We start from the raw sequence: 24721 nt of genomic DNA, 5'->3' as shown, positions 1-24721 counted from the left end.
GGTTTTTAGTGTAACAAGAGTATCAAAACAAAGTTAAATGCCATAAATTTTGTAAGTTACACGCCAGTATTTTAGACTGCTTAATTTATGTGTACAGTAACGCTAGTTGCGATAGGAGATAGTGGATTTGTATTAACTTCTAATAGGGATGAAGATCCGCAGAGGGAGACCATTGCTCCAAAGATTTATTTTAAGGAAGGAGTAACTATTTGGTGTCCTAAGGATAAAGTGGCTGGAGGAACATGGATTGGTTTAAGTGATAAGCAACGGGTTATTTGTCTCCTTAATGGCGGCTTCACGAGACACAAACGACTGGATAAATACAAAATGAGCCGTGGGGTTGTTGTGAAGGAATTATTAATAGCTGATAATTTTTTGAATTGTATTTCCAAATTTGACTTTTCTGATGTTGAACCGTTCACCATTGTAGCTGCCGATTGGAATGATTCGCTTTGTTTTTTTGAAATCGTTTGGGATGGATTAGAGGTGCATCAAAAGAAATTAGAATTGAAAACCCATATTTGGTCCTCAACGACATTATATGATGAGCAAATGAAATCGGAACGACATCAATGGTTTAAAGAATTTAAAGAGGGTCATAGTCTAAATGAAAAATCTCTTCTGAAATTTCACAAAACGTATAACTTGAACAAGGAGTATGGTATTATTATGGATCGTGGTTTTGTCAAAACGACCAGTATCACTCAAATAGTGATGAAAAAGGAAGAAATTAAGACTAAGTTTTTAAATCTTCAAGAGGAAGATTCTATGGTTCAGGAGACATTTTCGAAAACCAATTTTGTTCATGAGTAACTCAGGAATCATTATTGTTTTGGCTTATCCAGAGACTATTGTTAAGGTGTCTAATGAGTGGTATTCGCCATTATTGAAATATGCAGGAATAGGAAAAAGGGATTATGTAAGGGCAGGTCATGCAGCATTAGTGCTTATTCAAAAGGGCAAAGGTGAAATCTGTTATTATGACTTTGGCAGATATATTACCCCACAGCCAATGGGGCGAGTGAGAAGTAAAGAAACAGATGGTGAATTGGATTTTTCACTGGAAGCCCAATTTACGAATGGTCAAATGACAAATTTGGAAGAAATCTTGTCTTTTTTGGCTACACAACCACAATTTACCCATGGAGAAGGTAATATGTATGCATCTGTTTGTGATGAGGTTGCTTTTGATAGGGCCCAAGCCTATATTAAGGCAATGCAGGATAAGTTACTTATTAGGTATGGGGCTTTTGTGAAGAGGGCCTCTAATTGTGCCAGATTTGTAACAGATGTTTTGATAGCTTCAACGACTAATAAAGTGACCCAGAAAAAATTAATCCGTTTAAAGAGATTTACTCCTAGTACGATAGGAAATGTTGTGGCTGCGGCCAATGATTTGGGAGTCTTTAAAGTTTCAGAAAGTGGAATTATCGAACCTTTTTCCTCTGGTGTTGGTAAGATAAACAAAGAATGTCTGCTTGATCCTTTAAAGGATTTCAAGCCCAGTTCTTTAGGAACTTTGATCCCCCAAAAAGTGGATCACGCGGGTCAAAAGGCTCAATGGCTATCTGGTATTGGTTCTGGTGCTTGGTTTGAAATTTTAGAGACCGATGGATGCCGAGTTGTATTCAGAAGAATTTCCCCAAATGGACATATTGATGTGCATGATGTATTTTCAACAGAAACTGCGGTTATCGATTGGAATAGTCCATTTGAATTTACACATCACTCCAATTGTAAATATTTTCATATACAGCAGGAGGATAAAATTGTGCGGTTTAATAGAGGTATTAATTAAGTGCAAATGGAGCACTTAGCTTAAAGCTTGGGATAATCACCTGAAACTTATTGGCTGAAGAAAAATTGACCATATTAAAATGACCGCTCATGCAGCCGAAAGGAGAAGATAACAAACAGCCTGAAGTATAGGTGTGTGATTCTCCTGGGTTTAAGACTGGTTTTTTTCCAATAACTCCTTCTCCATTGACGGTTTCAATGTGATTTAATGCATCTTTAATGGTCCAATGTCGGGCAAGTAATTGAACCACATCTTTGCTCTGGTTCTCAATTGTTACTTTGTATCCATAGGCAAATTGAATCCTATAATTCTTATAGAAAGTTCCTTCAAAAGTGGTTTCTACAGAAATTTTAATCCCCCTCGTGACTTGCTGTACCATTTTTGGCTAAACGCTTAAAAAAGTTTTGGTTCTTGCTAAAATAAGAAATTTTAATTGTAAAATGTAAAAAAATAGATGTTAATGATGATTGTCAGCATTTTAGTTTGAAATATTAATAGAGCTAGCCTCTCCCATTCCAACCAAACGATCAAATCTACTACCTAAATCTCTAAAATAAACTAAGACTTTATAGTTGTTTTCGGTTTGATAAAAATTGCCGCCAATAGCTCCTTCATCTATATTTCCTTTTCTATCTACAAGAACATACTTGTAATTGTAAAATCCTTGTTTCAATAAAAGGAATCCCTCATAGACATTTCTATCTGCATTATAGGTCATTTCATTTTCCTTACTTATAGCATAGTTGTTATAATTTCCATATATATAAGGTGTTTTGCCCAGGAATGGTTCGTTGGCCAATAAGGAGAAATGAATCCAAGCATAATCGGCTTCAATACTAGGATTTTCTACGTCAAGGGCGGTTATTATGAAATTTCCATTGATATCTGGATTGTAAGTATATGGACGATCTTTTCTGGCAATATTGGTAAATAAATAATTGTTATAAAGGTCATGTAATTCAATAAATTGAATGGCATTATTGGCCGCTCTTATGTCTTTATTGTCAAAATAAAAGTACTCATTGCCGGCCCAGAAACTAGATTCCTTGGTGTATTTGTAGATTAATTCATTACCCATGGTGTATTGAGGCTTCAGGTTGGAGATAGCAGAGTTTAAATTATTATTTTGAATAATTAAGGTTTTTATCGTCTGATCAGGATTGGTGAACTCAATAGAGCTAGAGTTGATGGATATATCGACACTTTGTTTTTCTTCAATAAACCTAACATCTCTAGATCGTTTAATAGCAACTCCAACTTGAGCACTTTGTTCATAAATCATGAATTTTCTAGAAAATACCAATTCATCATACTCATTGTAAATATGAATCATGTAGTTTCCAGAAATCTTTAAGCCACGTGTTCTTTCATTAGGAATAGTAAGCTCGTAATGAGAATAAATTTGATAAGTGTTGAACGAATTTTGATAGGTCCTTATTCTTTGATTATCATAGCCATCCATAAACTCCGCTTTAGCTAATACAGAAGGTGTCCAATCAAAATTATAATATTCTATTTTATAGTAGAAGTCAGCTTCTTCCCCATTCAAGGCATCAAATTCCAATTGAATAAAATCTCCTAACTTGATAACTGGGAGCTGACTTTCGTTGGTGTCTCCTTTAAAAGTGATTGTTTTAATGTGTTCGGGCGGGTTGACTTCTCTGGTGACCTGAGCATCGATGTTAATTGAAAAAAGAAGAAATAGGAGCGTTAGAGTTAGTCGGATTACCATTCGTTTGTCATTTGTTTTGTAAATATAATCAAATTTTATGCCTTGTTATAAAGGGTTCATGATGACCCTAAAATTAACCTTTTAAAAAAGGTTGGAGCGGTTGATATTATTAACTTTACAATAATTTCAATAGGTTGAGATTTAGGGAGGTTGCTAAACTGATCTAAATCATCATTTTTCCAGAAAGTTTTAGGGAAATTTGTTTTAGAAAGTTATGGAGACAACAGATCTTACAAAAATGGTAGAAGAAATTGATGTGATTCTTGAGAAATTAATTCAAGATCAACACAATTACAAACGTGTGCTCAAGGATATTCACCCGGACCATGAAAAGAGTGCGATTAACTTGATACATTATCTCACCTTACGCTCGTTTGATCTACGCGAATTGCAACATCAGTTGGGTATTTTGGGAATGTCTAGATTGGCTAGGGCAGAAGCCCATACTGAGGCTAGTTTGAAAATTACGCGCTACTATTTGTTGAAGTTGCTTAATAAGTCTATTGACTGGCCGCAGGATTTTAAGGTTTCAATTTTAGATAGTGAGCGATTGTTGACTGAAAAAACCAATGTTTTGTTTGGGAGGTCCCCTGAAAATAGAAAACAAAGGATCATGGTGACCATGCCTGGTTATGTTGCAAATGATAGAGAAACCGTTGAAAAAATGATTGTCAAGGGTATGAAAATAGCGCGTATAAATTGTGCTCATGACACTCAAGAAGATTGGTTCGATATCATACAACATATTAAGGCCGTAGATGCAAAACTTGGGAGAAGAACCATAATTGCCATGGACATAAGTGGACCTAAAATAAGAACTGGGGAAGTAAAAAAAGGTATTGTTCTTTATGAAGGTGATGAGTTACAATTGTCCAGAGTCCCTTTAGTTGGGAGAAAGGCGCAATATGATAAAAACGGTACTATGCGGTCACCAGCAATCATTGCCTGTACATTGCCCGAAGTTTTTGATTATCTCCATGAGGGAAATCGGGTGTATTTTGATGATGGTGCTATAAAGGGAGAAATAGTGGATTTGGAAGGAGATATTGCCACCGTTAAAATTCTTAGATCCGATGAAAAAGGTGTCAAATTGAAAGCGGATAAAGGAATTAATTTTCCTGATTCCAATCTCAATATAAGAGGTTTGACCCACACCGATAGGGTGAACTTAAAGTTTATTGCAAAATATGCCGATATTGTCAATTTTTCCTTCGTTAACTCTGTTAGTGATGTTCAGGAAATGCATGAATGTTTAAAGGAATTGGATGCTTTTGAGTCTTTAGGAGTAATTTATAAAATTGAGACCCAAGCTGCATTTAACCATTTGGAAGATATTTTATTGGAAGCCTTAAAAGCGCCAAAGGTAGGAGTGATGATAGCGAGAGGTGATTTGGCTATTGAAACAAGTTGGAAGGATTTGGGTTACATCCAAAAGGAAATGCTGGCATTGTGCAATGCCTGCCATATTCCCATTGTTTGGGCTACTCAAGTTCTTGAAAAGCTGGCTAAGAAAGGACTTCCCAGTAGGTCTGAAATTACTGATGCAGTAACGGCAACAAAGGCGGAATGTATTATGCTAAACAAAGGTCCTCATATTTTGAGAGCGATCGAGTTGTTGGATCAAATAATTGAGCATATGGAGCAATATCAAGATAAAAATGCGCCCTTGTTACCGAAGTTAAAAAAACTTAATCACTAACTACTGATAGCGTTTTTGTATTTGTCATAAAAATACATGGGTAGAAATCCGAAGTTTAGGATGACAATTCCCAACGTGATTAAAACACTAGCACCCGGCCAATGTTGGATTTTAAACAAGACACCGGTCGTGCTAATTGCTACGGCGATGTAACCTAAGAAATACATGGTTTTTTTCATGGTAATTTGCTTTTTATGGGTGATTAATAATTGTGTTTCTATTTCAATATGTTCCAGGCCGGCTTCTCCAAATGCATCAATTGCCTGTTCGTAAGCCGTTTCAAAATCAGTTTCTGAAGTTTGTTCCAGAACGCAACAAATATGGTCTAGCAAACTATCGGATAAATCTTCAAGTGTAACACCTCTCAACATAATATCATGCTTTATTTGAGCTATATGATTTTCTGTTAGATTCATATCATATTGGTTTTAGGTTTGATAATAAGTTGCATGGTAGATAGAAAGTCTGATAGCTCGTTAATTTTTTCACCTACTACCTGCTTGCCGTTTTGGGTCAAGTGGTAATATTTTCTTACCCTTTTGCCTATGTACACTTTTTCTGTACTTAAAATTTTGTCAGCTTCCAATTTATGAAGCATGGGATAAAGAGCGCCCTCAGTAATTTCAATTTTACCATTGGTAAGTTCTTTTACTCTTTGAGTGATTTCATAACCATACATTTTATTGTTCTCCTCAAGAAGTTTTAAAATGATGGGTTGAAGTGTTCCTTTTATTAGATCTTTTGAATACATAAGTCAAATATACATAAATATCTTATGTATTAAAATTTTTAAGGATTTATTTTAATAGAAGGTGTATCAGAAAGTGTGTAATCTGTCCCTGGTTTGTGTAAAAATTATACGGTTTTGAAATCGATGAAGGCTAGTAGAGCCTTTAATTTGTTTGTTTTTCTGAATGGCACAGGGATTGAATAGGAGTCTGTGAAATCAAATTGAACAAATCGAAACATAATTAATGAGAAAAAATAATATTCCCTCAGAATTGAATTTGGATCATCCAAATCAAAATCATCAAACAAATAAAACTTTCAATCCACGAAATACTTTTGTTTTGGCGGGAACTTTTCTGCTAATGATTATTGCAGCTTTTCTTGCTGTATATTATCAAGAACAATTTTTAGCCTTTAGAGAAGAGCGATTGAACTCTACTATTGGAGCCATTTTCTTTTGGATAGCCACTGGTTTATTCTTTTTCAAAGGAGGTTACTTCCTTTACACCCTTTATTTATATTTTAGATATCGCTCAGTCAAGGCAGTTTCAGATGAGGAATTGCCTACTTGTACTGTGATTGTTCCTGCATACAATGAAGGGAAACAAGTGTATGCTACTTTATTGAGTCTAGCTCAAAGCGAGTATCCTGAAGATAAATTGGAATTGTTGGCCATAGATGATGGAAGTCAAGATAATACTTGGTTCTGGATGAATGAGGCTAAAAAAGTTTTGGGAGATCGCGTTACAATCCTGCAGCAACCTAAAAATCATGGGAAGCGGCATGCGCTCTATCGTGGTTTTAAAATGGGTAAAGGAGATATTTTTGTCACGGTTGATAGTGATTCAGTTGTAGATTCTGATACACTTAAAAACCTGGTAAGTCCTTTTGTTGTTAATGAGAAATGTGGGGCTGTAGCTGGAAACATTAGAGTTCTAAATAATGAGAAGGCATTGTTGCCGAAAATGCTTAATGTCAGTTTTGTGCTAAGTTTTGAATTCGTAAGGTCAGCCGAAAGTCAATTAAATTCAGTATTGTGTACCCCTGGGGCTTTAGCGGCTTATAGAAGATCTGCTGTATTTGCATGTTTGGATGAGTGGATTAATCAGACGTTTATGGGACAGCCATCAGACATTGGAGAGGACCGAGCGATGACTAACATGATATTGAAGCAAGGGTATTATGTTCTATTCCAAAGAAATGCTTATGCTTATACAAACGTGCCAGAAAAGTATAAAGGCCTTTACAAAATGTTCATTAGATGGGGTAGGAGTAATGTCAGGGAAAATATTGCCATGGCTAAATATGTATTCACCAATTTTAGGGAAGGTTCAAAGTCGGGAGCTAGACTTCTCTTTTTAAACCAATCCTTTAAAATTGTGATGTGTTATCCATTTTTGATATTTATGTTACTATTCATATTAACACATCCGGTGCTTTTTATTAGTTCGACGTTGTTGGGTATTTTAATCTTTTCAAGTTTCCCAATGCTTTTCTATGCCAAACGGTACAAATTTTCTGAGTCCTTTTGGGCCTATTCATATAGTATCCTGTATACATTTGGATTGTTTTGGATTACGCCATATGCTATTGCTACGGCCAGTAGAAGAGGTTGGTTAACTAGGGATTTACCAACAGCTTAAAATAATAATAAGGGGCATATGGTGAGAGAGGCCTGTTTCAAAAGAAGCAGGCCTTTTTTCTATTTCGAAATTCATTTAGTTCCTTTAATTGTGCTTAAAGAGCAGCCTTTTAATTAAATTTCTAATGTGATATCTTTTGTATTGAATTAAATGATGAAGAAATAATGCTTATTTATGAAGTACATGGTTTTTGAAATTAAGAAGGTGGGTTTGTCTTAATAAGGGTGCGGTTTTTTAATTGTTTAAAGGAAATATTTGTGCGAAATTGATATGGAAATTTCAGTATACGGGGTATAAAGGCCTTTTACCAGGAGAAATATTGTATTAATTGTCAGATTAACAGATATTTAAAATGTACTGTTTAAAGCTATTTAGAATAAGTATAAATAAATAATTAGCATTCATTAAAAAGTTCATTATTTCTATTAAGTTTGTAAATTTGCGTCGATTTTTTGCACAATTAAATTCAATATTGAACCTATGTCAAACGACATTAAGATTAAAAAAGGTCTGACCATTAATCTTGTTGGTGAAGCTGAGAAAAGGCTGGAAAATGCCATTGTTAGCAACTTCTGCACCATCAGACCAGAAGATTTCCACGGAGTTCTTCCGAAACTTATCGCAAAAGAGGGTACTAAAGTTAAAGCAGGTGAAACTATTTTCTACAACAAAGATGTTGAAGAAATGAAGTTTGTATCTCCAGTATCTGGTGAGGTAGTTGAAGTAGAGCGTGGAGCGAGAAGACGTATCATGGCTATCAAGATTAAAGCCGATAAAGAGCAAAGCTATGTAGATCATGGTAAATTTGATATCGCTGGAGCTGATGCAGAAAAAGTAAAGTCCTATTTGCTTGCATCAGGAGCTTGGGTTTTTATCAAGCAACGTCCTTATGATGTAATTGCTAACCCTTCAAAATCGCCAAAAGCTATTTTTATTTCAGCTTATGGTACAGCGCCTTTGGCTGCAGATTATGATTTTACTCTGCAAGGTAAAGAAGCTGAACTTCAAGCCGCTATTGATGCTTTAGGGAAGTTGACATCAGGTAAAATCCATGTAAGTGTTGGAACTAATTCCAATTCGCCTCTAGCAGGATTGTCTGGAATTACACTTCACAAAGTAAGTGGTCCTCACCCTTCTGGAAATGTTGGAACTCAAATCAATAGGATTGATCCTGTTAATAAAGGTGAAACTGTTTATACGGTTAATCCTCAAGATTTGGTGATCATAGGTGAATTGTTACTTACAGGTAAGTTTAATGCAGAACGTGTTGTGGCGTTAGCAGGATCTTCTGTGAAAAAACCAAGATACTTTAAAACCAAAATAGGTAGTGAAGTAGCAACAATGGTTTATGACAATGGAGTGGAGCAAAACGGTAACGACCGAATTATTTCTGGGAACGTTTTAACCGGGAAACAAGTGAAGCCAGATGGTGCATTAGACTATTATAGCAATACCATAACGGTTATTCCAGAAGGAGATGATTATGATTTCTTCGGGTGGAATAGACCTATATTTAATAAAATATCGACTTCTAGAGCGTTGACCTTTTCTTGGTTATCTCCTAAGAAGAAATTTGAACTGGATACAAATACTAACGGGGAGCATAGAGCTTTTGTGGTAACTGGTAATTATGAAGAAGTTTTTCCTTTAGATATCTATCCAATGCAAATTCTAAAAGCTTGTATGTATAAAGATCTAGATGAAATGGAAGCTTTAGGAATGTATGAGGTAGCGCCAGAGGACTTTGCTTTAACTGAATTTGTTTGTGTTTCTAAACAACCACATCAAAAGATTATTAGAGAAGGATTGGATTTGATGATTAAAGAAATAGGTTAATGATTCGTTTTGTTCTTCAGAATGAAAAATAAGAAATAATGAGTTTAAAAAGTACATTACATAATTTAAAAGAAAAGTATAAAGGTACCAAGATGGCACCAGCGTTCAATGCGTTGCATACTTTTCTATATATGCCTAATGATACCACCCATGGTGGAACTCACATTAAGGCTGCCGATGATTTAAAACGTACCATGAATATCGTTATCATGGCCTTGGTACCATGTTTGATTTTTGGAATGTTCAATGCGGGATATCAGCATTATATTTCAGCTGGTGCACCTGTTGACTTTTTGTCTTGGGATGCGTTTTACATTGGATTGATAAAAGTATTACCACTAGTTATTGTTTCCTATGGTGTTGGATTGGGAATTGAGTTCCTTTTCGCTACTATCAAGGGACATGAAGTGGAAGAGGGTTATTTGGTAACAGGAATGTTGGTTCCTTTAATCGTACCTGTAGATCTACCACTTTGGATGTTGGCTGTAGCCGTAGCCTTTGGTGTTGTTATCGGAAAAGAAGTATTTGGAGGAACTGGGATGAACATCCTAAATCCGGCTTTAACTATTCGTGCTTTCTTGTTCTTTGCTTATCCAACCTGGATGTCAGGGGATAAAGTATGGGTACATGGTGCCGTGGAAAGAGCTAATGAAATTGCTTCAGGAGCCAATGTCGATGCCATGTCTGGTGAAACTATACTAGGTAGTTTAGCTCAGGGGCAGACCATTGATTATACATGGATGGATATGTTCTATGGTTTTATTCCTGGTTCGGTGGGAGAGACTTCAACCTTCTTGATTTTACTAGGTGGTCTTTTCTTGATTTTTACCAAAATAGGAAGTTGGAGAATTATGCTGTCTTCTGTTTTGGGAGCCATAGCAATGGGCTTAATCTTTAACGGTGTTGTAAGTTCTGGTTGGATTGTAGAGGGTAGTAAGTTCTACGGATTAATGAGTGCACCATTCTGGCACCATTTATTGATTGGTGGTTTTGCCTTCGGTACCGTTTTCATGGCTACAGATCCAGTTACAGCTTCACAAACTAATAAAGGAAAATGGATTTACGGGTTCTTGGTAGGATTTATTTCTATCCTTATCCGTGTGTTCAATCCAGCTTACCCAGAGGGAGTAATGTTGGCCATATTATTGATGAACGTATTTGCACCTACTATTGACCACTATGTGGTTCAAGGTAATGTGAAGAAAAGAATGAAACGTTTAAAAGCAAAAACAGCTTAAGACAATGAGTAATAAAACAGACAGTAACGTATATACCGTATTATTTGCCGTTGCAATGGTGATTATAGTTGGAGCATTGTTGGCTTTTACGGCTTCATCTTTAAGACCAAGAATTGATAAGAATAAGCAGATTGAAAAGCAGCAAAACATACTTTATGCTATGGGTGTCAATAATAATGACGAGAGTAGCGCTGTGTTTGTGGATGCTAACCAAGCACCAGAGCTTTTCAATGAGTACATCAAAAAGCAATTGGTTCTAGACCTTAATGGTTCAGTTATTAAAGAAGTAGAAGGTGGAGAAATCGTTAAGGATTATGAAACCCAACCTAAAGATGACTATGGAACTGATGTTTATTTAATGGACATCAAAAAAGAGAAAGCAAATAAAGAACAAAGACGTTTGCCTTTATTCATAGGAGAGAAGGATGGAAAAACCTTTTACATCGCTCCAGTTTATGGTAAAGGATTATGGGATGCTATTTGGGGATTTGTTTCAATGGATGAAAATATGGTCGTACAAGGCGTATTTTTTGATCATGCTGGTGAGACACCTGGTTTAGGAGCCAATATTAAAGAGCGTTTCTTTATGGATGATTTTACTGGTGAGTATTTGTTGTCTCAAGGATCATTTAAAGGAATTGATGTTGCTAAAGGTAATGCCGATCCTAAGAATGAAGACAAAGAAGATAACGCGGTTGATGCCATAGCAGGTGCTACTATTACTGGAAACGGTGTAGCAGCCATGTTGAAAAGTGATTTGAAGCTTTACAAGCCTTATTTTGATAATTTAAAAAACAATTAATTTATGGGACTTTTATCTAAAAAAGACGCCAAGTTAATTACAGATCCATTAGCAGATAACAACCCTATTACTATTCAGGTATTAGGAATATGTTCAGCTTTAGCAATTACAGCGCAATTAAAAGCTTCTATTGTAATGGCTATTTCGGTAATGGCCGTGTTAGGAATTGGTAACGTAGTTATTTCTTTAATACGTAACATTATACCTTCAAAAATTAGAATTATTGTGCAGTTGGTTGTAGTAGCTGCCTTGGTAATTATAGTAGATCAGGTTTTAAAAGCCTTCTCTTATGAATTGAGTAAAACCCTTTCGGTATTCGTGGGATTAATTATTACCAACTGTATCATTATGGGACGTTTTGAAGCTTTTGCCCTAGGTAACGGACCATGGAGATCTTTCCTTGACGGGATTGGTAACGCCGCTGGATATGGATTAATCCTTGTAATCGTTGGTTTCTTTAGAGAGCTTTTAGGTTCTGGAACTTTATTAGGATTTAAAGTTTTAGGAGACCCAATTGAAAAGACAGGTTTGTATTCAATAGGTTACGAGAATAACGGATTTATGTTATTGTCGCCTATGGCCTTGATTGTTGTGGGTATCATTATTTGGGTACAACGTAGTAGAAATAAAGATTTAATTGAAGACTAAATTTAGTTTATGGTTAGAGGTTGATGGTCTAAAGGCAAGCAACTAATAACAAGAAACTAAAAACTAATATCAAATGGAACACGTAGAATTATTTTTCAAATCAATATTTATAGATAACATGGTATTTGCCACGTTCCTTGGGATGTGTTCTTACCTTGCGGTATCTAAAAAAGTAAGTACAGCAGTTGGTCTAGGGGCAGCAGTTATTTTCGTATTAGCTGTAACTGTGCCGGTAAACTGGTTACTTGATCAATATGTACTTCAACCAGGTGCTTTAAAATGGTTAGGAGAAGAATATGCTTCTTATGATTTAAGTTTCCTTTCTTTTATTATGTTTATTGCTACCATTGCAACCATGGTTCAACTGGTAGAAATCGTAGTAGAGAAATTTTCTCCAGCGTTGTATAATTCTTTAGGTATTTTCTTGCCATTGATTGCTGTTAACTGTGCCATCTTGGGTGGTTCATTATTCATGCAGTCTAGAGAAATTCCTTCTATAGGTTTGGCCTTTAATTATGGAATTTCTTCTGGTATAGGTTGGTTCTTGGCTATTTTGGCCATTGCTGCTATCCGTGAGAAAATTAGATATTCAAACGTGCCTGCTCCATTACGAGGATTAGGTATCACCTTTATCATTACTGGGCTTATGGCCATCGGTTTTATGAGTTTTGGAGGTATGTTGACAGGTGGAGATGATGCTGGAAAGAAGGAGGAGAAATCTGCTGTCATAGAGCAACCCGCAACACCAAATGAAGAAGTGGTAAAGGAAGAGGTTAAAGAAGAAGTAAAAACATTAGCTAATAATACTAAAGTAAACGAGTAACATGATTTTAGCCGCAGGTACATTAGGAACTGTAGTAGCAACGGTAGCCGCCTTTTTAATAGTAACCATTCTATTGGTTGCCCTGTTATTATTTGTCAAGCAAAAACTATCTCCATCAGGTCCTGTAACCATTAAAATTAATGGTGAAAAGGAAATAGAGGTAGCTTCTGGAGGAACTTTATTGTCTACTTTAGGAAATGCGAAAATATTTTTACCATCAGCATGTGGTGGTGGAGGTACATGTATTCAATGTGAATGTCATGTATTGTCTGGAGGAGGTGAAGCATTGCCAACTGAAACGCCTCACTTTACTAGAAAAGAATTGAAAGAAGGAGCCCGTCTTGGATGCCAAGTGAAGGTAAAGCAAGACATGGAAATTGAAATTCCAGAAGAAATTTTTGGTATCAAAAAATGGGAAGCTGAAGTGATTCGTAATTACAATGTGGCTTCTTTTATTAAGGAGTTTGTTGTACGTATTCCTGAAGATATGAATTATAAGGCAGGAGGATACATTCAGATAGAAATTCCTCCATGTACAATTAATTATAAAGATATTGATATCACTGCTCACCCTGAAGAGCATGAAACGCCTGATAAGTTTCAAGCTGAATGGGATAAATTTGGTTTATGGCCATTAGTGATGAAAAATGATGATACTGTTGAGAGAGCTTACTCTATGGCTTCTTATCCAGCAGAAGGACGTGATATTATGTTGAACGTTCGTATTGCAACTCCGCCATGGGATCGAGCTAAAAATGGTTGGATGGATGTAAATCCAGGAATTGCCTCTTCATACATTTTTAATCAAAAGCCAGGAGATAAAGTTATTATTTCAGGACCTTATGGAGAGTTCTTTATTAATGAGTCAGAGGCTGAAATGTTATACGTTGGTGGTGGAGCTGGTATGGCGCCAATGCGTTCACACTTATACCACTTATTCAAAACTTTAAGAACTGGTAGAAAAGTGACTTATTGGTATGGTGGTCGTTCTAAGCGTGAGTTATTCTACTTAGAGCACTTTAGAGAATTAGAAAGAGAATTCCCTAACTTTAAGTTCTACTTGGCACTATCTGAGCCTTTACCAGAAGATAACTGGAAAGTAAAAGAGAATATAGATGCACCTGGTGATGGTTTTGTTGGATTCATACACAATTGTGTGATTGAAAATTATTTGAATCATCATGATGCACCAGAAGATATCGAATTATACTTCTGTGGACCTCCATTAATGAATAAAGCAGTGGAGAAAATGGGACAAGATTTTGGTATCCCAGATGAGAATATCCGATTTGATGACTTCGGGGGATAGAATAATACCAAATCAAAAATATATTTTAGAAAAGAAAAGCCGATTCCATTTGGAATCGGCTTTTTTATACGATTAGCTCTGAAGCTTTTTTGCTTTTTGCCCTGAATTTAAACAGTTGTGTACAATCCATAACATCTGGAATTTGATCCAATTCACACAAAGTACTCACCACTGCTGATAGGCCTTGAAAAAGTAAATCTTTATCCTGAGGGTTATCAGGTTTATTATTTCTGTAATGCACGGGTAATTCATAACCACAGGCATTTAAAAATGAAACTTCGATGTAAAGTAACTCTTGTGGAGTATATCCATTGAAGCGTTTTCCTTTTGCCTGGTGAAGCTTTCCAAGTAGATTTAATTGGGTAGAGCCATGATCGTCTGACAAGTGTTTCCAAAAATCTTGACCATCCAATATATTACCTACGGCACATTGTTTACAACATTCGGGGTGTAGTCTATTGCTGTGGAATGCCTGGTATAACTTTTCTATGGCACAATTAAACCGGTTACTTGTTCTCATAGTTTTTGAATATGATCCTTAAATTACAGAATTTATTTGAATCGGGTGGTTATAGGTTTATTAAAATTCGATTATATGCTTTTGATAACATGCTAATGGCATATCCAGAATTATGTATTAAAGACGTTGGCCATAGGTAGGAATTCTTTGCATTTTCTAGGGGTTTTGTAATACCTTTGTGGCATGGGAAAGCCACTGTCTAAACAGGAAATGCATAATTTAGCTATGAACCATGTAGGTAAGGACTTAGAACAAAGAGGTTTTGAGTTTATAGCGGTCAATAGTAAAATGAAACGACACCCTCAGTTTGTTTGCATTGATAAAAATGCTCAATACTATTTTGTAATTGTAAAGGTTGTAATGCTACCAGAAAATCCAAACAATTATGATGTGCTATGGATGGAGTCTTTCAAGAAGCATGCTCGTGAAAAGAATGCGAAAGTACTTTATGCCGGCGTAGGTTTGGGAAATCCCAATGGCGAAGATTTACCCATTTACCTCAATGAAGAATACCTTATGGAATATAATGGTATTCAAGTAGTAGAAACCAATTTGAACTAAATGAAATATTCGTTACTTGCCCTATTTTTATTAATAGCTTTTTCTTGTTCCAAACCACCTCAAAACACTAAGTTGTCTGGACCTGTTTTCGGCACGTCCTATTCTGTGATTTATGAAGGAACTGAAAATTATCAGAAAGATTTCAATAGGCTTTTTAATGAAGTCAATGAATCGATGTCTACATATATTGAAGATTCTAAAATTTCAAGGATAAATCGAGGAGAAGATGTCGAACTTGACAATCATTTTAAAACGGTTTTTGAGGCCTCTAAGCTTATTTATAGATATACCGAAGGTGCATTTGACCCTACGATAGGAGGAGTGGTTAATGCATGGGATTTTGGTCCTGAAGGCGCTATTCAAAATATTGACAGTACCCAAGTAGATAGTTTGATGAAATCAGTAGGTTTTAATAGAATGGGAATTGTTGATAACCATGTGAAGAAAACAGTTCCAAATGCTTTTATTGATTTTAATGCCATTGCTAAGGGTTATGGTGTGGATGTCATTGGAGAATTTTTAGAAAGCAAGCAAGTCAATAATTATTTGGTCGAGATAGGAGGTGAAATAAGATGTAGAGGTTATAACGCTCAAAAGGAAAGCCTATGGAAAGTAGGTGTTGAAATGCCTCATTTTGATGGAAGTCAATCCGTCATGCGTACCATCGATTTAGAAAATGCGGCTATGGCTACTTCAGGAACCTACAGGAAGTTCAAGGTTGATTCTCTAGGCAACCGGTATTCCCATATTATCGATACAAAAACAGGTTACCCTAGTAAAACAAACTTATTGAGCATTTCGGTCATTGCAGAGAATTGTATGACTGCTGATGCCTATGCCACGGCCTTTAAAAGTATGGGAATGGATCGTATAGAGGAATTCTTGGTCTCTCATCCCGAACTTCAAGTTTTTTTAATTTTTGAAAATGAGAATGGTGAATTGGAAACTAAGTCTTTAAATGGTTTTCCAGAATAAGGTGTTTCAAAGTTCATTGAGATATTATCTTGGACCTTTTTTTATTGTTTCACTAATTTGCCTGTTAGTTTTTGAGAGTTATTTTCTAGTTGCATGATGTATAGACCAGAAGCCAAATGTTTTAAGGAAATTTGCGATTGATAACGTTCCTGATGCACAAGTTGACCTGTCAGATTATATATTTTTATACTAATGGCTTGATAGTCGTTTGGTAGATGAAACGATACCAAATCTGAAACGGGGTTCGGATATAGATAAAATACATCTGTAGTTACTTCGGGCAAACTCAGCTCTTCTTCGCTTATTTTCAAAACAAAGCCGTCTTTCATGCCATTTCCTGTTACAGTTACGTCATCTACGTCGTTGCTAATATGTCCAAATTCATCAAAACTACCAACGGCAAAAAGAGCTCCTTCTTGGTCAACGTCAAGAGCAGTCACTCTAGCCTCTAGATCAGATCCCATGGTCTTCACCCAAATCATATCTCCAGAAGCGGCATCATAAGCAGCTATAAAACCATCGATATCGCCTTCGGGCGTAATGACAGCGGTTTCTAATCCACCACTAAAATCACAGGTGTTATTAAAATCGCCTCCTAAAAATACCTGTCCTTCTGCCGAGGTGGATACGGTATACCCTCTTCCATTACCTCTAAAATCTTTTACCCATTGAAAACTCCCCGTATTGTCAAGCTTGAATAGAAAGGGGTTGTATCCCGTATCAGGAGCTGAGGTTACTTGATGTTCACCAGCATTAGGGTCAAAATCAACCATGCCATAAAAATAACCAGTCGCATAAATATCTCCAGTTTCAGAAACTTTTAAACCTCGAAGAGAGTTGGTATTATCTCCTCCAAATTGTTTCACCCATACAAAGTTTCCATCTGAATCTAATTTTAAAATAAACATATCAGAATAATTCATTGTGTGTGGGGTGAGTATAACCTCTCCAGCACCTGGGTCAAAATCTGTTTCGGTATGAAATTGCCCTCCTATATATAGGTTTCCATTGGCATCTAGGTCTAAGGTTTCAATGCGTTGCAAGTTACTGGCTTCACCTAGGTTATGATACCATACAACATCACCATTTGCATCAAATTTTATAATAAACATTGAATAGAGACTCAAGTCGTCTGGAGTGGGAATGTCAATAATACCTCCAGATGGCAAGGTAAGCGGGTTATTGTAATACCCTACAACATAAAAATTACCGGCTGTATCTACTTTTATGGCGCTGGGTCTTTTAACTGCCTCTCCCATAATTTGTTTGGCAAATACAAAATTACCATCCGTATCCAGTTTTGATATGTAGATGTCAATCCATGAATATGCGCCTTGAGTAGAGGTTAAATTGTAAGTATTGGGCCCTGGGTCAAAATCGCCTGTATTTGTAAAAGTCCCAACCGAATACACATTATTCGAGTTATCTACAGCAACATCACCTCCACCATCATTTAAATTTCCACCAAATTTAACAGCCCATTCAATAATACCCTCGTTGGTATATTTAGCTAAAAAAGCATCATTACCACTCATGCCTGTTAGGGTGTAGTCGGAATTTATCCAATCAAATTCGCTATTAGAACCATAATATCCAGTTATTAAAAAATCATTTTCAGAATTGAGGGTAATGGAGTTTACTTGATCTAATACAGAACCGCCCACGTGTCCAAACCAATTAACATTAGGAATCTGTGCTTGTAAACTAAAAGTGATTAAAATAAACGGGAGAAGGTAATATTTTTTCATAGTTATGTTTAAAGAGAGTCTTTAAAGTAGTAAAATATTTCTTACATGTGTAAGGGCAATTCGATTTTTAATAAATTCTCATTTTGAGAAGCATTAACTGTTGAATTTACTTTTAGAGAGGTATATGACAGGAAAATAATTAGTCTCCCGATGAGCTAATATCTATGAACTCCTTTGGTCATGTATCTTTGGAAATGATTGTAGATGGTAAAAAAGTCTGCCCTTTTCCTAGGTTATTTATGCTAAATGCTTTTAACCTACATTAGAAACAAACTGCTTCAAAGCAATCCTTTCTTTAAAAAGAGGCACTAGAATAGCGTAAATTTTAAAGCTGAATTTCTTGATTTCAGGTCAATCAAAACAATGGGTTAAAAGGTATCCTTGAGAATACTTTTCAATCATTTTCTTGATACACCAAAACTTGACTTTTAGCAATTCGATTATTAAGAACCTTTAAATATCGTAAGGCATTACCGTCTTCATAATCGGTATAGGCTTTAGAAGCCCAAGAAGTTGCTGCCTCTAAATCACCATTAATCTCGTTGATAATGGCCATGTTATAACAAGCGCGTCCCGCTACTTTTGCTTTACGATTGTTGGTTTCCATTTCCCAAAGCTCTGCAGCGCCATCCCAATTTCCTGTTTGAGCTCGCCTTTTTGCAATTTCGAAATTTTCCGTACCTTTTACGTAGTATTCACGAGTCACGCGAATTTTATATGGAAAGGTTCGTAAGGCATAATCATGTCCTAAGTGGTCACTTATTTGAAGTACATTTTCTTTGCGTCCACTGATGGCCTCTAGCGCTTTGGCAGGATTTACACCTTTGCCTACTGAAGTAGACCATTGGTCAATTACAAACTCATCCAGTATTTCTTTGGTAAGATTATTATAAACTCTAAAACCAGCTTTAATATTGGTTGTTATTTTGGCCGTATGCTCAATCACAGGAATTTTAAGGCCAAAAGCGTTTAACTTTTGTACGGTTTGATTGCTGTAAGTAATGTGGGCATCCGTATCATAAAATGATAGGACAAATAATGCATCCACCTGATATTTTTGACACAATTGATTGACGGTTTCCCAAGACATATTACTAGGAAAAATTCCCAAGCCTGGATTTTCAACTTGATCTGCTTCTACAAAAGTGACCGTCTCAAACTGGTTTAGTTTTTTAAATTCATCTGAAATGCCTTGAACGACACGTTGGGCACCTTCTTTATCCAATAATTTTCCTTCCAGAGAAAAGACTTGATCCATTTGATCTAAGGTTTTGTTGGAAGTCGATTCACTTCGGTTAAGGATACCAATACGCTGTACTTGAGAAGATACATGAACAGGGGCAGGCTCTGTCACACTCATGGTAAGATGGTTCATAGACTGGCAACCAGTCAAAAGGAGAGCCCCTATAACTAGGGCATAAATAGGGATAGTAGTAGGTTTCATGTCTAAATTAGATTTGGGTTAATCTGTTATTTTAGATATTTAGTTAATGTGCAAGACTTTTTGGGGAAAGTAATTGCATCGGGATAAAGATAACATTTTTAATTTAATGGAATGAAAATTAGTGGTTTGATACAGGAATCTATAAATGGCTGTCCTAAAATATGACTGCGGGTATACATTGTTTCAAGGGCTTAAGAAAGCGAAACGGAAAAGATGTTCGGAAGGTCCGAAGGACTTTCCTGCGAGCAGTGACCTACCAATTATTTTTAAATTTTTTGCAAAGTTATGCTATTTGGATTTTTCAATTTCCAATTTTATTCTTTTCATAGCGATAATTGCGTTTTCCACTTGTGTTTTCTGTTCCGTTTCGATTTCAACTATTCCGGAGGGAATATGAGTAATTTTAACTTCATTATGGGTTTCTCCACTATAATCAATTCTTATATTTTCCTTTCCGAAATATCTTTCGAGCTCTAAATATCTCTCAGAAACAGTAAAACAGTCAAATTCTATTTTTCGTTGATTGAATTCATTCCAAAATTGCTCAGATGTGATATCATTTTCAATTATCAAGTTTAACTTATTATAGGAATGAGTAACACCGTCCATTGGATAGTAAAGTTCAAATCCACCTCTTTCTTTAAAACCTATCTTGGCTTTTGCTTTTTTTGAACCTTCTCCAAAATATAAATGATAAATAGTATCATTTTTTATTTCAAACTCTCTCCAATTCGAGATCCAACCCAAACTAGTTGCGGATTGCATAGAGTCATTTTCAATATATAATTCAGCATAAAGTCCATTGTGGCAAGTACAATAATTTCCGTCTAGCTTCCTTTCGGATTTACATCCGATAACTGTAAAAACCAATATCAGTAATACGTTTTTTAATGTTTTCAGGTGGCTTTTTTTATGTTGCACAACTAATTATAGGAAGATAAATATACCCTTTTATGAGTATTTCTCTCAGAACATGTTAGATTTTTCTGGATTTATTAGCGGCTATTTATTTGCGCACAAATGGAATAATTTCACCCTGAGCCAAACAGTACCTTTCTATGTCTTCTTTTTCAAAAGTTTTGGTATAATCAACTTCCTCTACTTGAAAACCGATACTTCGTAATTTGTCAAAATAATCCCTGCCGTATACGCGCACGTGGTCATACTGACCAAAGATTTTGGCTCGTTCCTTTTTATCCGTTATGCTATCGTCCTCAAAAGTGGTTACCCGATTTAAATCCTGCGGAATTTGAAAAACACCCCAACCACCAGGCTTCATAACGCGATACAGTTCTTTCATGGCTTGGGTATCATCTGGGATATGCTCCAATACATGATTGCAAAGAATCACATCGTAAGTGTTATCATCAAAAGGAAGGTTGCAAATATCGGCTTTGATATCTGCAAGAGGTGAATTGAGATCGGTTGTGGTATAGTCCAGATGAGGTATATTTCTAAATCGCTTATAAAATGCCTGTTCAGGAGCAAAATGAAGTACTTTCAAATGGTCGGTAAAAAAGTTAGTTTCCTTTGTGAGAAACAGCCATAGTAATCGATGTCTTTCCAACGAAAGCGTGGACGGAGATAAGACATTGTGCCGTTGCTCTCCATAACCATAGGGTAAAAAACTTTTAAAACTTTTGCCGTCGATAGGATCGGTATAGGTAGAGCCTTTTAAAAATGATTCCATGAAAGGCCTAACCACATAGCTGAGCCTAATGAGAATAGGTCTCGGTATGGTATTGAGCAATATTTTAAAAAGTTTTTTCAATCCCTAGACTTCTTGTAGTTGGTTTGAATTGATTAATTCAGAAATACCATTCCAGAGTTCAATCCTTTTATTCAAAGCTTCTTTGGCTACTTCCAAAACCTCCTGCCACTTTTGGTCATTATCCCCACATAGCTCCTCAATCATTTTAAGAGATAGGGGCCCGTGCTCATCGCCATCCAACTCAATATGTCGCTTTAAATAATAGGTGAGTTTGGAATAGGTTTGATCTTGGGTTTGTGATTGATTGATAATCTGAAAGAACATATCGGGAATGACATCTTCTCGACCAAAAGTAAAAGCCGAAGCAATTTTATGAGGCTCTCCTGTGGCAATGATATCAAACGTGAAATTGATAAAGTCGGCAGTTTCTTTTTGAATCTTTACATTATTCAAACTAGAATCAATAGATGCTCCTTTCGAAATGAGATCAATAAAATTTTGGATGGTATGTGTGTTGGCTCCTATTTGATTCATGGCGTCCAAATACATTTCAAAATGACTTTTCGGAATGCCATTTTCATCTAAATCACTTTCCTCACCCAATACGATTTCGTTTATAAATCGAGCCGTTGTGGCATTTTGAGCTGGAACCCATGGTGTTTTCGTACAAGTTAGTTGGTTTTGAAGCGCCTTTAAAAGGGACATAAAATCCCACACGGCAAACACATGTTGTTCCATAAAGATTTTTACATCATCCATATGGGAAAGTGCTTTATAAACTGGATGGTTGTTTAAAGTAGTTCTCAGGTTTGAGAGCTCCTTTTCTACAAATTCAATTCGTTTCATATACTGTTTAAAGGACTAAAGCTTTTTGTCTAAATTCAGTTTCCTCATCACTTTCAATTCCCAGTGCTTCGTAGATATAAGCAAATGTTGAAAGAATTTCTGGTTTACCATCAACTAAGGCCACATCATGTTCAAAATGGGCACTTGGTTTGCCATCAAGAGTCACAATAGTCCAGCCATCTTTAAGTTGCTTGACTTTATGCGTTCCCATATTGATCATGGGCTCTATCGCGACAACCTGACCTTCGATGAACTTCTTACCACGACCACGTTTTCCATAATTAGGCATTTCTGGGTCTTCATGCATTTTTTTACCCAATCCATGACCTACAAGCTCTCTTACAACTCCGTAGCCTTCATTTTCACAAAACTTTTGAATGGCGAAACCTACGTCTCCAACTCGGTTACCGTTTTTAAACTCACGAATTCCTACATAAAGAGACTCTTTAGTAATATCAAGTAGTTTTTTGGTTTCAGGAGCAATTTCACCAATTTCAAAGGTATAGGCATGATCACCATAAAACTCATTCATCAAAGCTCCACAATCAATAGAAACGATATCGCCATCTTCAAGTGGTTTGTCTGTAGGAAGTCCATGAACTACGGCTTCATTAACGCTGCAAAGTAGGGTAGAAGGACATCCGTAAAGTCCTAAAAAGCCAGGAACCGCGCCATGATCTCTAATAAATTCTTCAGCCATTTTATCCAATTGAAGGGTGGTTACACCAGGTTTTACTTCTTTGGCTAGCATTCCCAAAGTTTTGGAAACAACGAGTGCGCTTTGACGCATCAATTCTATTTCTTCTCTAGTTTTTACTATAATCATATCACAAAAATATCGGCAAAGTTACTTAAAATTTATGGATGTCTATTTATCAACTCGTTTTATGATTTTTGACATGTTTTTCCCTATTATTTGTCTTTAAATTTGTTGAAAATTAGAAGCCATGTATGAGTCTATTACAGCTGATGAAGCACTAAAAGTAGTTAAATCAAACGATAGGGTATATGTTCAAGCAGCCGCTGCCGCTCCACAATCTTTAGTTCAAGCACTTGCAAGAAGACATGAAGAACTTAGAAACGTGGAAGTATGCCATTTACACACCGAAGGTCCGGCACCGTATGCCAATCCAGAATATAAAGATAGTTTTCATGTTAATTCCTTTTTTATTGGAAAAAATGTGAGACATACTTTAAGAGCAGGCAATGGGTCCTATACCCCTGTATTTTTAAGTGAATTGCCCATTTTATTTAAGAGAAATATATTAAAGTTAGATGTGGCATTAATTCATGTGTCACCTCCAGACAGACACGGGTACTGTTCTTTAGGGGTGTCGGTTGAAGCTACTTTAGCAGCGATTGACAATGCTAAGCATGTGATTGCCCAGGTGAACCCTAAAATGCCCCGAACCCATGGGGCGGGAATTATCCATATTTCAGAAATTGACGCATTTGTAGAGGATGACACGCCCATTTTTGGTCATGAAGCAGTGTTGCCAACTGAGATAGAGAATAAAATAGGTGAGTATGTGGCAGGTCTTATAGAAGATAGAAGCACCCTTCAAATGGGTATAGGAAGTATTCCAAATGCCGTATTATCAAAGTTGACCAGTCACAAAGATTTGGGTCTTCATACCGAGATGTTTTCTGATGGAGTTATTGATTTGATCTTGAATAATGTTATCACCTGTAACTATAAATCGATTAATAGAGGACGAGCCATGGCCACATTCTTGGTTGGGTCTCAACGTTTGTATGATTATGTAGATGACAATCCATTTGTGGAAATGAGAGGCTCTGATTATGTGAATAACGTTTCGGTTGTGAAGCAGAACCCTAAAATGGTAGCCATTAATTCAGCTATTGAAATTGATTTAACCGGTCAGGTCTGTGCCGACTCTATTGGATCAAACATGTACTCTGGGGTAGGTGGGCAAATGGACTTTATTAGAGCCGCCTCGTTAAGTGAAGGAGGAAAAGCCATCATTGCATTACCATCAACTACCAGAAAAGGTATCAGTAGAATAGTTCCTTCTTTAAATCCAGGAGCAGGTGTGGTAACAACAAGGGCACACGTTCACTATGTGGTGACTGAATACGGAGTAGCTGATTTATATGGAAAAACTATTAAGCAACGTGTAAAAGCTTTGACAGAAATAGCGCATCCCGATCATAGAGAGGACATTGCTAGAACCTACTTTGATTTAATAAACGGATAAAAGTTATTTTTTAAAAAACGAAAATAATCCCCTTTTTTTTGGAGGCTTTAGAGGTTCATTGTTTGGGTCAGATAGCATTTGATAAATTTCTCCCCAGCCTATAAAGCCTCCAATATTTCTATCGTCTATGAATAAATCAGCGTGGATTTTCCTACTCTTTGTATAGTCAAATTGTTCTTCAGGAAAACTTTTGTTCACCGAATAGAAATGAATTCCATTTTCTTTACAAAACGTTACAGCTTCTTCTAGGCGAACATCACATCTGTAAGTCCAAAGGATTAGTCGGTGTCCATCTTCTTGAAGCTGTCTTAAGGTTTCAAAGGCAAATAGTTTAGGTTTTCCAATTTTAGGATAAGCATCCTCTACAATGGTTCCATCAAAATCTACGGCAATGATTAACTTGTTTGTAAAATTCATGTTTCGGTCTTGGTCGTAAAATT

25 protein-coding genes are annotated in these 24721 nt (G+C 36.2%); 13 read left to right on the top strand and 12 right to left on the bottom strand.

What is annotated here, in order from left to right:
• Positions 1-87: 87 nt before the first annotated feature.
• Both LOK78_RS00795 and LOK78_RS00790 read left to right on the top strand, forming a co-directional pair.
• The gene (locus LOK78_RS00795; RefSeq protein WP_232633154.1) at positions 88-813 is read left to right on the top strand and encodes an NRDE family protein; all 726 of its coding nucleotides are present in this window, start codon (positions 88-90) and stop codon (positions 811-813) included.
• Complete coding sequence (locus LOK78_RS00790) at positions 806-1798, top strand: DUF6695 family protein (protein ID WP_232633153.1); 993 nt, start codon at positions 806-808, stop codon at positions 1796-1798. Before LOK78_RS00795 ends, LOK78_RS00790 begins: the two co-directional genes overlap by 8 nt.
• On the opposite strand, the gene apaG is transcribed toward LOK78_RS00790, so the two are convergent.
• Together apaG and LOK78_RS00780 are read right to left on the bottom strand one after the other, a co-directional pair.
• On the bottom strand, positions 1791-2177 hold the full coding sequence (gene apaG, locus LOK78_RS00785; RefSeq protein ID WP_053971399.1) for a Co2+/Mg2+ efflux facilitator ApaG/CorD: 387 nt from the start codon (positions 2175-2177) through the stop codon (positions 1791-1793). The genes LOK78_RS00790 and apaG overlap by 8 nt on opposite strands.
• A 99-nt stretch (positions 2178-2276) precedes the next feature.
• Positions 2277-3530 (bottom strand): type IX secretion system plug protein, encoded by a 1254-nt coding sequence (locus LOK78_RS00780; protein WP_232633152.1) that lies wholly within the window; start codon positions 3528-3530, stop codon positions 2277-2279.
• A gap of 214 nt (positions 3531-3744) precedes the next feature.
• Here LOK78_RS00780 and LOK78_RS00775 point away from each other — a divergent pair, with 214 nt between their 5' ends.
• On the top strand, positions 3745-5229 hold the full coding sequence (locus LOK78_RS00775; RefSeq protein ID WP_232633151.1) for a pyruvate kinase: 1485 nt from the start codon (positions 3745-3747) through the stop codon (positions 5227-5229).
• Here the strand turns inward: LOK78_RS00775 and LOK78_RS00770 are convergent.
• Both LOK78_RS00770 and LOK78_RS00765 read right to left on the bottom strand, forming a co-directional pair.
• Positions 5226-5645: a GldL-related protein gene (locus LOK78_RS00770; protein ID WP_232633150.1), complete on the bottom strand. Its 420-nt coding sequence runs from the start codon at positions 5643-5645 to the stop codon at positions 5226-5228. The genes LOK78_RS00775 and LOK78_RS00770 overlap by 4 nt on opposite strands.
• The gene (locus LOK78_RS00765; RefSeq protein ID WP_232633149.1) at positions 5642-5980 is read right to left on the bottom strand and encodes a PadR family transcriptional regulator; all 339 of its coding nucleotides are present in this window, start codon (positions 5978-5980) and stop codon (positions 5642-5644) included. The genes LOK78_RS00770 and LOK78_RS00765 overlap by 4 nt, the downstream gene beginning before the upstream one ends.
• Positions 5981-6203: 223 nt before the next feature.
• Here LOK78_RS00765 and LOK78_RS00760 point away from each other — a divergent pair, with 223 nt between their 5' ends.
• The 7 genes from LOK78_RS00760 to nqrF all read left to right on the top strand — a co-directional run bounded on the left by LOK78_RS00760 (position 6204) and on the right by nqrF (position 14257).
• On the top strand, positions 6204-7601 hold the full coding sequence (locus LOK78_RS00760) for a glycosyltransferase (RefSeq protein WP_232633148.1): 1398 nt from the start codon (positions 6204-6206) through the stop codon (positions 7599-7601).
• 480 nt (positions 7602-8081) lie between these two features.
• A complete protein-coding gene (locus tag LOK78_RS00755; protein WP_232633147.1) occupies positions 8082-9437 on the top strand; it encodes a Na(+)-translocating NADH-quinone reductase subunit A in 1356 nt (451 codons plus the stop codon).
• A 38-nt stretch (positions 9438-9475) separates the two neighbouring features.
• On the top strand, positions 9476-10675 hold the full coding sequence (locus LOK78_RS00750) for an NADH:ubiquinone reductase (Na(+)-transporting) subunit B (protein ID WP_053971405.1): 1200 nt from the start codon (positions 9476-9478) through the stop codon (positions 10673-10675).
• A 4-nt stretch (positions 10676-10679) separates the two neighbouring features.
• Positions 10680-11477: a Na(+)-translocating NADH-quinone reductase subunit C gene (locus tag LOK78_RS00745; protein ID WP_053971406.1), complete on the top strand. Its 798-nt coding sequence runs from the start codon at positions 10680-10682 to the stop codon at positions 11475-11477.
• A gap of 3 nt (positions 11478-11480) precedes the next feature.
• Complete coding sequence (locus LOK78_RS00740) at positions 11481-12125, top strand: NADH:ubiquinone reductase (Na(+)-transporting) subunit D (RefSeq protein ID WP_053971407.1); 645 nt, start codon at positions 11481-11483, stop codon at positions 12123-12125.
• Between the two features lie 73 nt (positions 12126-12198).
• Positions 12199-12948 (top strand): NADH:ubiquinone reductase (Na(+)-transporting) subunit E, encoded by a 750-nt coding sequence (gene nqrE, locus LOK78_RS00735; RefSeq protein ID WP_166957492.1) that lies wholly within the window; start codon positions 12199-12201, stop codon positions 12946-12948.
• Position 12949: 1 nt separating this feature from the next.
• On the top strand, positions 12950-14257 hold the full coding sequence (gene nqrF / locus LOK78_RS00730; RefSeq protein WP_232633146.1) for an NADH:ubiquinone reductase (Na(+)-transporting) subunit F: 1308 nt from the start codon (positions 12950-12952) through the stop codon (positions 14255-14257).
• Positions 14258-14321: 64 nt separating this feature from the next.
• Here the strand turns inward: nqrF and LOK78_RS00725 are convergent, their stop codons facing one another.
• Positions 14322-14777, bottom strand: a complete 456-nt coding sequence (locus LOK78_RS00725) for a Na(+)-translocating NADH-quinone reductase subunit F (RefSeq protein WP_232633145.1) — start codon at positions 14775-14777, stop codon at positions 14322-14324.
• A 183-nt stretch (positions 14778-14960) separates the two neighbouring features.
• Between LOK78_RS00725 and LOK78_RS00720 the strand changes: the two genes are divergently transcribed.
• Together LOK78_RS00720 and LOK78_RS00715 are read left to right on the top strand one after the other, a co-directional pair.
• Positions 14961-15338 carry a DUF8840 domain-containing protein gene (locus tag LOK78_RS00720; protein WP_232393933.1) on the top strand — a complete coding sequence of 126 codons (378 nt, stop codon included), beginning with the start codon at positions 14961-14963 and terminating at the stop codon, positions 15336-15338.
• Positions 15339-16313: an FAD:protein FMN transferase gene (locus LOK78_RS00715; RefSeq protein WP_232633144.1), complete on the top strand. Its 975-nt coding sequence runs from the start codon at positions 15339-15341 to the stop codon at positions 16311-16313.
• A 41-nt stretch (positions 16314-16354) separates the two neighbouring features.
• Here LOK78_RS00715 and LOK78_RS00710 read toward each other — a convergent pair whose 3' ends face one another.
• From LOK78_RS00710 to map, 6 genes are all read right to left on the bottom strand, one after another.
• Positions 16355-18061, bottom strand: coding sequence for a T9SS type A sorting domain-containing protein (locus LOK78_RS00710; RefSeq protein ID WP_232633143.1), 1707 nt, complete (start codon positions 18059-18061; stop codon positions 16355-16357).
• 394 nt (positions 18062-18455) lie between these two features.
• Entirely contained in the window at positions 18456-19505 is a 1050-nt protein-coding gene (locus LOK78_RS00705; protein WP_232633142.1) for a DUF6340 family protein, read from the bottom strand.
• A gap of 288 nt (positions 19506-19793) precedes the next feature.
• A complete protein-coding gene (locus LOK78_RS00700) occupies positions 19794-20426 on the bottom strand; it encodes a peptide chain release factor family protein (protein ID WP_232633141.1) in 633 nt (210 codons plus the stop codon).
• Positions 20427-20511: 85 nt separating this feature from the next.
• The gene (locus LOK78_RS00695) at positions 20512-21276 is read right to left on the bottom strand and encodes a class I SAM-dependent methyltransferase (RefSeq protein ID WP_232633140.1); all 765 of its coding nucleotides are present in this window, start codon (positions 21274-21276) and stop codon (positions 20512-20514) included.
• Positions 21277-21279: 3 nt separating this feature from the next.
• Positions 21280-22062 (bottom strand): DUF3050 domain-containing protein, encoded by a 783-nt coding sequence (locus tag LOK78_RS00690; protein ID WP_232633139.1) that lies wholly within the window; start codon positions 22060-22062, stop codon positions 21280-21282.
• Between the two features lie 7 nt (positions 22063-22069).
• The gene (gene map, locus LOK78_RS00685; protein WP_166957472.1) at positions 22070-22888 is read right to left on the bottom strand and encodes a type I methionyl aminopeptidase; all 819 of its coding nucleotides are present in this window, start codon (positions 22886-22888) and stop codon (positions 22070-22072) included.
• Between the two features lie 121 nt (positions 22889-23009).
• On the opposite strand from map, the gene LOK78_RS00680 reads away from it, so the two are divergent.
• Complete coding sequence (locus tag LOK78_RS00680) at positions 23010-24281, top strand: acetyl-CoA hydrolase/transferase family protein (protein WP_232633138.1); 1272 nt, start codon at positions 23010-23012, stop codon at positions 24279-24281.
• A gap of 3 nt (positions 24282-24284) precedes the next feature.
• Here the strand turns inward: LOK78_RS00680 and LOK78_RS00675 are convergent, their stop codons facing one another.
• A complete protein-coding gene (locus tag LOK78_RS00675; RefSeq protein WP_232633137.1) occupies positions 24285-24698 on the bottom strand; it encodes a BT0820 family HAD-type phosphatase in 414 nt (137 codons plus the stop codon).
• Positions 24699-24721: the final 23 nt, after the last annotated feature.

Origin of the sequence: Mangrovimonas futianensis, assembly GCF_021245805.1 — a bacterium.
Classification (GTDB): domain Bacteria; phylum Bacteroidota; class Bacteroidia; order Flavobacteriales; family Flavobacteriaceae; genus Mangrovimonas; species Mangrovimonas futianensis.
The sequence above is the reverse complement of the archived record's forward strand: the minus strand, read 5'-3'. Positions and strand labels throughout refer to the sequence as shown.